The sequence below is a fragment of the Candidatus Equadaptatus faecalis genome (genome assembly GCA_018065065.1).
Classification (GTDB): domain Bacteria; phylum Synergistota; class Synergistia; order Synergistales; family Synergistaceae; genus Equadaptatus; species Equadaptatus faecalis.
The window spans coordinates 1-10,993 of sequence record JAGHTZ010000099.1; the positions used below are offsets into that span (position 1 = coordinate 1).

The 10,993-nt window shown below is 52.9% G+C and carries 1 protein-coding gene; it reads right to left on the reverse strand.

Annotated elements, in window-relative coordinates:
* Positions 1 to 524 precede the first annotated feature (524 nt).
* Positions 525 to 10,742, reverse strand: a complete 10,218-nt coding sequence (locus KBS54_07720; GenBank protein MBQ0056008.1) for a hypothetical protein — start codon at positions 10,740 to 10,742, stop codon at positions 525 to 527.
* Positions 10,743 to 10,993: the final 251 nt, after the last annotated feature.

Sequence of the window (10,993 nt, forward strand, 5' to 3'; positions counted from 1 at the left end):
TGTGCCTGCCGCAAGCACCGTGTCGCCGCGTTCAGGTTCTGGCGTTGCCCGTTCAAGAGAAACCGCTTCGGCTTTTTCCTGAAGCTCTTTGCGTTCCGCAGCTTCCTGTTCGGCAAGCTCTTCCTCCGTACCGAACAGGTCTAAAAACATTTTCTTCTTTGCCATGTGTATCACCCCTCTTTGTTAAGAACCAATGACCCAAAAAACCAATTACTATGAGAAACAATTACCAAAAAAACCAATTACCATAAAATACAATTCCAATCTCGTCTTTCTGCGGAAGTCCGTAGGACTTAGCGCAGAATCCAGTGTCTTTTTCTTTTAAAACCCCACGGGCTGCGCCCGTAAAGCCGCTGGTTCCTGCGCAAAATCTGCGATTTTCGCAGGAAGACGGGGGATTTCTTGCTTTTGCCTTTAGCTTTTAGCTTACTGCTTTCGGCTTCCGGCTCATTCTTACTCTTTTCCCAAGCTCCCTTCTTTCGACGGGAGCTTGGGAAAAGAGGCGCAGTGCGCCTCTTGTTCCCTTACTTGCTTATCAGCATTGAGGAGTCAAGGATTCCCAGTCCGCGGATTTCGCCGCTCTTTGTATCCGGTTTGTCCGGTCTGCTAACCTTTTCAGTCTTGCGCTGCTCCTGAACTTTTGCTTTTTTTGCTTCCGTCGCAGGCTCTGCTTTTGCCGGTTTTATTTCAGCGCGTCTGTTTCCAAACAGGTCTTCAAAGTCTCTCGTACCCGCTGTCTGTACCGGTGTGCTTTCTTCTGCCTGTGATTTCGCTTTCTTGGCAGGTTTGGCTTTTTTGCCGCCGTTTCCAAATTCGTACCAGACGCTGAGGTTCGCTCCTATGCTGTCGCGTTTGCCTGTGTAGCCCGTTACGCCGAGTTCCGCTTTCCACGGGCTGCCTGCTTTGTCGTATTTGACGCCGACTTCAGCCATTCCGCTTCCGCCTTTGAATTCCGGTTCAAGCAGGCTGTATTCTCCCATGTGTCCCGAGGCTGTTCCGTCAAATTCGTATTCGTAGGCAAGCCCGCCGAAGAATTTCACGCCTTTGGCGTTTTCTTTGCTGTTGTAGCGGACACCGGCACGCAGTCTGTGACTGTTTATGTCGTCAAGGTCAAACTGTTCGTCTTTGATTGTCGGACTGTCGCTGTTCTGTCTGTTCCAAAGGTATTTGACGTATGTATCTACGTTGCTTCCGCCTTTGACGTTCCATTTGTAGCCGACCGCCGCGTGCGCTCCCATATAGGCGCCACTTGTGTCAAAGCGCGTGCTTTCGCCCGGATTGAACGTTTCGCTGTTGTAGTCGCTGTTAATATGTCCCGCTCTGAAGCTTGCTTCACCGTGCAGCTGTCCTTTTGCCGTTTTCTTGCCTTCAACTTTGGCAAACACACCGCCGCCGAAGTAGTTGACGTCTCCGTCCGCTCTCACGTTGCCCGTTTCAAATTCGTTGTAGGTTGTGTAGCGGCCGTTTCCGCCTTCTACAAAGACGCCAAGCGTCAGGTTGTCTTTTATTTTCTTTGAGAGTCCTGCCGCGACGTTTGTGCTGTTGAGGTCAACGTGGCTGCCTGTTTCATAACGGCTGCGGCTTCCGCCCATCGCCGCAAAGGCTTCCCATAACTCGCCTGCCTTTGCGCTGTCTATCGCCTGACCCGCTACGAGGTCGCTTGCGCTGTTGAGCGCCGCTGACGCGCCGAGTCTTGCTTCGCTGAAGCTCTTTGTCTGATCCGCGGCACCCTTGGCAACGTAGCCGAGCATGAGCGCGGAGTTTTCAATTCCTACGCTATAGATATATTTGTAGTTTTCTTCGCCGTTTATGCCTCTTTCCTCAATTTTGGGCTCGCCTTTGTAGTTTGCTGCCTTTGTGATGAGCGTCATTGTTTCGCCTTTGTTCAGCTTGTAGTAATCGTCCGTCTGAATAAGCCGCACTTCCGTCACGCCCGAAAGGTCTGCCGTTTCGTCAACTTTAAGGAATACGTAGCCGTTTTTCTTTTCCTCTCCGTCAAGGTTGAAGCTGAGAGTTCCCTTAAACGTAACCTTTCCTTTGATTTCGCTGCCGTTTTTCGTTTCGGTCGTTCCCTTTATCGTTATGTCTTCCGAGTTAATTTTGCTGTTGTCAAGCACCACGTCGCCCTCAACTGTGGTCTTGCCCTTTACGTTGATTTCAGAGTCTTTGCCGTCAACGTTTCCTCCAACGTTAACGTCGCCTTCAACGTTCATCTCAGCATCCTTAACGTCAAGGTTTCCCTTAATGTCAACGTCGCCGGAAACGTTCGTCGTTACGCCTTCGATAACCACGTCGCCTTCGCCCGTTATCTTGCCTGTGTCAATGACGGAGGTGTTCTTGTCTTTGCCCTCCACCGTTCCTTCCGGTCCCTTCACGACAACTTCTTCCGTGTGAAGCGTCGTGTCTTCTTCAATGACAAGTTTCGGGTCAACGATTGTCGTACCTTCAACGGTTACGTCTCCGCCGATTGTGCCAGGTTTGGCTTCAAGGTCGCCGTGAATTATCACCTCTCCGCCTTCAATCGTTCCGTCGTCCAGTATGACGTCGCCTTCAACCTCTGACGTTTCCGTCACCTTGACTGTCACGTCTTTTATCGTTACGTTTCCGGCTGCCGTCATTGTGGCTGTGGTCAGGAAGTCTGTTTCAGTTTCTTCCTCCCTGCCTTTCAGCAGTCCGTCCGCCGCCGTTATGACAAGTTTGTCCGTTGTTACCGCCGTATCGCCCTCAAGGCTGAGCTGATCGCTTACGGTAATCGTATCCGTTACGCTGTAACTGCCTTTTACCGCGCCGTTTGCCGATACAAGTCCGTCAAGTTTCGTTTCAGCGCCTGACGCGAAGTACGCGCCGTCAAGCGTGAGCGTGCCTGCCACGTTTCCGCCGTTTTGGGCAGCCACCGTCACGTCTTTGAGCGTTGCGCTTCCGGCTCCGTTAAGCGCGTCAGTGATTATTACTGCATTGTCTTTGCCGTTGCCCGTGATTACGCTTCCGTCTGCCGCCGTTACGGCGTTCAGCGCGTTGAGTGTTATGTTGCTGACGTTAAAGCTGCCTGCCGGCGTGAAGTTCAGCGCGGTTATTACCGCTTTGTCTTTGCCGTTGCCAACGTAAGCCGCGCCGTCCGCCGCTTCAAGGTTCTCAACGCCGAGCGTTATGTCGCTGAGGTTCAGGGTTCCTGTCGGCGCAAGCGTGTTTGTGACTACCGCCGTTCTGTCAACGCCGCTGCCGCTGATTGTTGTTCCGGCTGCCGCTGTTGTATCGCCAAGCGACGTGAGTGTTATGTCTTCAAGCGCTACGTTTCCTGAAAGGTCAAGGCTGCCTGCCGTTACTGCCGTGACATCCCTGCCCGCGCCTTTTACCAACGCCGTGCCGTTTAAGGCAAGCGCTCCGGCTATTGCGCTTTCCGCGCCTTCGCCTATCGCAAGCGTTACGTCTTCAACGGCAAGGTTTCCGGCACCACGCAGCGTTTTTGCCGCGATTGTTGTGGCGTCTTTGCCATATCCTTTGAGAACGTAGCCTGCCTGCGTTGCAATCGTGCCGTTTCCGGTTACGCCCTTGTCAAAGACCGTGTTTCCTTTGAGCGTGAGCGTTCCGTCGTTGACAACGTCCATTGTTCCCGTCGCTTCAAAGACAACGTTGTTAAGATTGACAATTCCACCCTCTTTGTTTGTTACAACCGTCTTGAAGTTGTTCAGCTTAATGTCTTCAAGGTTGAGCGTGTCGCCCGCTTTTCCGCCGAAGTTTCCGGGGTCGGCTACAACTATGCCGTTAAAGCCGTTGCCGTAGAGCGTGTAGTTGTCTCCCGCCGTGTTTTTGCCTCTTATGGTAAAGTCTTCGCGGTCGTCGTTGTTAAGTCCTTCAAGGTTTTCCGTCACGCTTGTGTTATCGTCATGCTGCAGTACGAACTCATTGTCTTCTCCCGATTCCCCTCTGCTGCCGTTGACCATTTCTTTCAGCGTGTAGGCTACTTCCTTGTACACGTCTATGTAACCGATTTTAACCGTGCTTTCCGCGTTGCCGGGGTCTTCGTGTCCCTGGGTAAAGACATATCTGTAGCCGTCGTTGGATCCGACAATTCTTTTGTCAATCTTCAGGGTGCTTCCTGCGTTGATTGCATCGGTGCTGAGGTACTGCATCTGCTTCGTTTCTGCAAGCCAGTCGCCGGCGGTGACACAGTCTGCCGTGAAGGTTGCCCTTTTGAGGTTTATCATTCCGTCAGCCTTGGCTGCGTCAAGCATGGTTGTCTTTACGTAAGGAGTGCCGCTTCCGTCTCCAAGCGTTACGTCAAAGATGTAGAGCGCTTCGTTTGCGGTGAGCTGTGTCAGTCCCTCAAGGTTTGCTTCGCCGTTAACCGCGCTGAATACAACGTCTTTGCCGAGCGTTACGCTGCCGCCCGTGATTTTGCCGTTGTCTCCGAACTCCGCGCCCTCTTTAAGCTCTGCTGTCGCTGCGTCGTTTGTTACCGTGCTGTTTATCACAACACCGCTCTGCGCCGTTACGCTGCCGTTGTTGGTTAAGCCCTTTGCAAGCGCTCCGCCCGTAAGGTTGAGCGCTTTGCCGCCGACAACAACGTTTGTGTCTGCCGCGACGTAGTCCGCGCTGGTTTCAAGGTCTGCCGCAAATTCAAGCGTGCCCGCCGTTACGTGCGCTCCGCCAAGCCCTGCGCCGTTAAGTTTCACCGTTCCGGCGTTGGTTATCGCTTTGTTAAGCGTTCCGTCCGTAAGCGTGAGAATGCTGCCGGCTGCTACCGAGAGCGTGCCCGTGTTGCCGAGGTTCGCCATTGTTGAGGTTACTTCTCCGCCGTCTATCGCTATGCTGCCCTCTCCCGTTACAGCCTCAGAAAGCGCGCCCGCCGTAAGAGTGAGCGTTGTGTCTGCCGTTACGTTGTTGATTGTTCCTTTAACATAGTCCGCGTCTGCATCCACGTCACCGACAAAGTTGAGGGTTCCGCCCGTTACCGCCGAAGCAAGCGTTCCGGCGTCAAGGTTGATCGTGCCGCAGTTTGTCGTGCCGTCCGCTATCTCAAGGCTGTCTGCCGAGATATTGAGTACCGCGCCGTCAGCCAGCGTCAGTGTGCCCTGCGTTATCTTGCCGTTTTCGCCGGCAACAACGCTGCCTGAGAGGTACATATTTCCTGTTCCGGTGATTGCGGAGTCAAGCGTTGTTACGTTGTCGCCCGTTCTGCCGTTAAGGTTGATTGTTCCTGCGTTGCTGACCGCGTAAGTATTCCAGCCGCTGATTTCTGAAATTTCGCTTAGTGTGAGGTTGCTGCCTGTTCCTACGGTTATGCCTTTGCGCGTACCTTCTGTGTCTCTGAACTTGTAGCCGTTGCCCACTATGGTGAAGCTGTTGTCCGGTCTTGCCGACGTCACAAGCGTGCCAAGCTCGGTCGGGGTTGTTGTAGGCACTTCATCTTTGATGTCGTAGTCGCCGGTGAGAACGTAGTCGGGGAGATCTCCTCCCTTGTCACCTCTTACAACTTCCCAAAGCTTGTAGGCGTAGCTCTTTGTTACGGTAAGCCACGTTGAGTCTGCCGCCGTAAACGTTCCGCCTGTCTTTTTCTGTCTGAAGGTGTAGCGGTATTCGTCTTTGTCAAACGCTGTCACGCCTGTTGCTTCTATTGAGGTGTCGGCGCCGCCGATAAGGTACTGCACATCCGTTGTTGTTCCTAAAACCCAGTCGTCCGGGTTACCGATAGTGCCCGTAAACGTTGCAGTGCCAAGATTGAGCTTGCCCGTTGCCGCGCCGCTGACCGTTATTTTATCCATTGTCACGGAATTGCCGTTCACACCCGTTACGTTGAAATGGTACTTCGCGTTTGCCGTTTCGTCTGAATGGAGATTGACGGTGCCCGCAAGGTTCGTATTATTGAACTCTGTGCCTGTGAGATTCACGTCGCCGCCGCTGATTGTGTAACCCTCGCCGAGCGTGCCCGCCGTCACGTTTGCCGTGCCGTTGTTTGTTACGCTGCTCTTAAGTTCCGACGCGCCGATTGTGAGCGTGCCTTTGTTGTCCACCGCGTTTGTTACGGCGAGGTTTTTGCCTGCGCCTGTCATGGTCAGGCTCTTGCTGTTTTCTATCGTAAGATCTTTCTGCGTTATGGCGTTGGCTGTTGTTACCGCACCGCTGATTATTGTTTTGCCCGTTCCCGTTATGCCGTTTGCTGCCGTTGCAAGTGTGCCGTCCGTGAGCGTGAGCGTGCCGCTGTTGTCAATTCTGGTACTGACGGCAAGTTTGTCCGCTTTGCTCGTCAGGCTGCCCGTTATTTCAAGCGTGGCCTGCGTTATGGTTTTGCCGTTTCCGTCTATTGTTCCGGCGATTATCGTTTTGCCTGCGGCTCCGCTGATGTTGTCGTACAGGCTGCCTGTGCCGGTGAGGGTAAGTCCCGTTGTGTCGTTGTTTATGATGCCGCCGACGCTTTTCAGACTGTTGACGTTCGCGCTGACCGCGCCGTTTGCCGTGATTTTGCCGTCCGTAATCGTGTAACCGTCCGCAAGCGTTCCGGCGTTGAGTATCACCTCGTCGGTATCCGCGTCGCTCTTGACATTGCTTTTCAGTTCGTCCGCGTCTATGACAAGCGTGCCCTTGTTGTCCACAACGCTTGTTACAGTGAGATTGCCCGAGCCGGTCATGTTAAGACTCTTGCCGTCTGCTATCGTGAGCGCGTTCTGCGTTACCGCGTTTGTCGTTATAACGTCGCCGTTGATTATCGTCGTGCCCGTTCCCGTTATGCCGTTTGTTGCACAACTGAGTGTGCCGTTCGTGAGCGTGAGCGTGCCGCTGTTGTTAAGTTCCGTGCCTATCACAAGGTTGCCCGCGCCGGCGTTGAGCGCCGCGCCTGTTGCGACGTTGAGCTGTCCCTGCGTTATCTTGCCGCCTGTGTCAACAGCAACGTTGCCGGTGAGATTTGTCGTTCCCGTTCCCTTAATTTCAGATTTAAGCGTTGTTGTGTTTGTTCCCGTTCTGCCGTCAAGGTTGAACGTTCCGGCGTTGTTCGCAACGTAATCGCTCCAGCCGCTGATTTCCCCTGCGTTCACAAGGCTCAGCGTCCCTGAACTGACCGTTATACCGGTAACAGCCTGCGTGCTTCCGACCTTGTAGTCATAGCCGTTTGCCTGTATCGTAAATTCGTTCGGGTCGCCCGTTCTGGCGCCAAGAGTTCCAAGTGTGCCTGTCGCCGTGCCCGTTCCGCCTTCTACAATTTTGTCATACGCTCCCGTTGCCCCGTCTGCCGTCCACGTACCGTTGATAATCGCGTAGGTTTTGACTTTGCCGAGGTCATAGGTGTCTGTTGTATAGCCGTGATTTTTCGTGACAACTTCGTACAGCGTGTAGCCGTTGTTTTTCAGCACCTGCAGATAGCCGTTTTTGACCGCGCCGCTGCTGTCTTTTGCCTGTTCAAAGTCATATTTCGCGCCTTCGCTTGTGACAGTTACAGATTCATCAAAGGTCACTGTGTTTGCCGTCGTTCCCGTGTCTATAACTTTCAGATAGCCGTAGGCGCCGATAGACATTGTTGTCGGAACATTCAGTACGTTGACGCTTCCGAGTTTCAGAACGCCGCTTGCGCCCGTCGCCTTAATGGAGTCAAATTTGCTTGAATCGACGTTTTTCGCGTTTGCTATCTCGATTTCCGTGTTGGAAAAGCCGGAGAGGTCAACGTCAAGCCCTATTCCCGCGCCTGCTACCGCGCTGAAATTGCCGCTGATTTCTATTTTGTCTGTTTTGCTTGCGGCGTCAGTACGGCTGACAAGGTTAAGCATACCCGTCCCTGCCACGCTGAGGTTCGCGACTTTGTTTTCCGTGCCGAAGTTCGCCTGCGCCGCTTTTACCTCGCCGTTGAGGCTGACGTTTCCGCCGCTGATTACCGCGTACTGTGACGCTCTCAGGTCTCCGGCTCCGAGGTTCAGCGTGCCGCCCGTGTTGTCCACAGCGTTTTTGACGTTGGCTGCCGATACCGTGAGAGTGCCTGAGTTGACCGTCTTGTAGTTAAGCGCTGTTTCAGCGGTGAGCGTGCCCTCGTTTTTCAGTATGCCGCTAGACGTGCCCGGAGTGCCCTGAAGCGCTATGCCGCTGCCAAGCGTACCCGTTCCGCTGAGGGCAAGCTGCAGACCGCTGCCTATCGCAAGCTCCATTCCGCCGGCAAAGTTCGCCGCCGCCGCGTTCACGTTGCCGTTCACGTTCACGTCGCCGCCAGTTATGACCGCCGCTGAGTTAAGAGCGCCGGCGCCGTTCAGGTTCAGCGTGCCGTTTGTGTTGGTTACCGCGCTTTGCAGCGCTGTTACGTCTGCAGCGTTTATCGTACCCGTGTTGGCAACGCCGCCTGTCAGCGCGCCGCCGTTCACTTCAAGCAGCGCTTTGTTCGTGACTGCGCCGCTCTGCGTACCCGCTGTTACCGTGTACGTGCCGCCCGCGTTGTTGATTACGGCTCCGCTGACTGTTCCCGTGCTGTTCAGTGTCAGCGTTGTGTTGTTCTCTATCTGTGCGCTTGTGTCTGTGCCGGCGCTGCCTGTCACGTTCACCGTACCGTTGTTGGTTATGGCGTTTGCAAGCGTGCCGCTGGTGAGGTTGGCAATACCGCCGTTGTTGACCGTAAGGCTTGTACCTATGTAATCCGCATTGGTTGTCAGATTGCCCGACTCGCCGACCGTGTAGTTTCCTGTTTCTGTTGAAACTTTTGCGTTTGTCGTCACGTCACCAATTATGTTTGTCGTGCCGCTGTAGCCGGATATTTCTTTTTCAAGAGTTCCGCTATCAAGATTAACGGCGCCGAGGTTGTTTACATCTCCGCCGATATTGTCCGCTGCTATCGTGAGGTGTCCACCTAGTCCAACCGATATTGCCGTGCCGATATTCGCGTTCGCCGTCACGGTGCCTATTACGCCCGTAACGCCCGTGCCGGATATTTCTTTTTCAAGAGTTCCGGTGTCAAGGTTAACGGTGCCGTTGTTTGTCACGTTACCGCCGACATTGCCCGCTGCTATCGTGAGTTTTTTGCTTGCGCCAACCGATATTGCCGTGCCGATATTCGCGTTCGCTGTTACTTCAGCTCCGGTGATGTTTGTTGTACCTGTGCCGGTGATTGTCTTGCCGGCCGCAAGCGTGCCGCCGGTGAGGTTGACTGTCGCGTTGTTTGTTACGGCGGTTTTCAGAGCTCTCGCATCCGCTTCCAGCGTGCCGGCGCTTACAGTAACGACGTTTTCTATGCTTGCCGCACTGCTCGCGGTTGTTTTTCCTCCGCCTATTGTGATGGCACCGCCTTTGAGCACTCCTTTTATTTGATTGTCCGCGCCCTTGAACGTGAACGCATTTGTTGTTGTCAGCGTGCCGCCGCTGCCTACGGAAACATTTCCGGTCAGCGTTGTGCCGTCTGACGCTGCCGTGATTCTGCCTTTTTTGCTGTCCGCTATGCTTACGTTTGTGTCATACGGGCCACTTGTACTTGCAAAAATAAGTTCCAGATCGTTTGAAATGTTCGCTGTCAGTCCGGAGGCTGCATAAGTTGCCTCCAGTGTTTTTATTACCTCTCCTTCCACGCCTGTTTTTGTGAATGAAGTTTTAGTGGTAAGCTGTGAGCCGTAGTCCACCTGATTATCTCCGTAGGGGAGCTCGCTGAAGAAACTCACCTTGTAGCTGCCGTTTGCAAGGTTCTTAATCGGAATTTTCACGTCGGTGCCGCTTCCTGACGATGCCGTGCTTGCAACCTTGGCATAGTTCTGCATTGTTCCCGCGTCGTCGTAAAGCACGGCGGAGAGGTATTTGCCGCTTCCCGTACTTGCCCCGCTGTAGGTTACAAGCAGTCTTTCGCTTCCATCCTGATCGTCTATATTCATCACCTTGCCGGTGGTTGACACAGCAGCCGCCGCAAGTTTATTGACGTCCCAGCCGCTGGCAACGCTTGTCTTGGTTATGGTCGGTTGTGCGAGGGCTGTGTCCACCACCGTGAGCTTGTAGGTTGTGGGGGTGACTTTCGACAGTGTAAAACCTTCCCCTGCGTTTACTAAGCTTTTGCCGCCTTCAGAGATAGTTTTGAAAAGCGGAGCGGAGAAGAGAGGAGATTTGAGACTGATTGTCAAAGCGGGACGCAAAAATGCCCAGCCTTTGGAGTTATACCAGGAATAGCTACTTTTCTGGGAAAACACAACAACAGTTCCTCCCCCCCCCGTCCGCGTCCACCAATTATTGATCCCACTAGCGGACTTGAGTATATCCTGCACCGGCATGGTCTCTGCATCAGTTTTTGTAAGAAGATACAGGTGGTCTGTGCCCACCCCGTGCTCTTCTGTCGGAGAGTTCAGTATAAGATTCTGCGACACACTGCCGGCACCGCCGGAGATGACTGCCCAGGAAAGCTTGTTTATTGCGCTCATGTCTCTGTTGGAAAGATTTATCATGTTAGTCTCAAGCAGATCATGGACAAGATTGCGTATTGTTGCTTGCGAATAGTTATCGATGGTTCCGCTATCGTTAAAATGTACATAACCCTCACCACTCATCCCAGAACCATGGGGTATGATGTCGGATGTTATGAAATAGACGTTGCTGCCATCTGTTTTCCACACCTTCCAGGTTTGTCCGAGAAAATTGTATGTGTTTGTGTTGGACGCTGCCACGGTCTTAGATATCGGGGTGTAGCCTAATCCATCATTTGTTATCCATGCCACCGCCATCGCCGGCGCTGCCGTGCCGAAGATAAACGACACGAGCATCAGTATCGCCGCTGCCTTTCTGAGTTTTGTTCTTAACATTGTTATCCTCTCCCTTTAGAGAATTTTGAATTTTGCTGCTTTGTTGCTTTTTCTATTTGTTAGATTACACTTATATGAGGTTGTGTAATATTAAAACCAATGACCCAAAAAACCAATGACTATAAGAAACAATTACCAGAAGAACCAATGACTATAAAATACAATTACCATGAAAAACAATTACTATCTTGTCTTTCTGCCTTTTTATTAGTCTTTCTGCGGGCACGAAGTGCAGCGCAGAATCCAGTGTC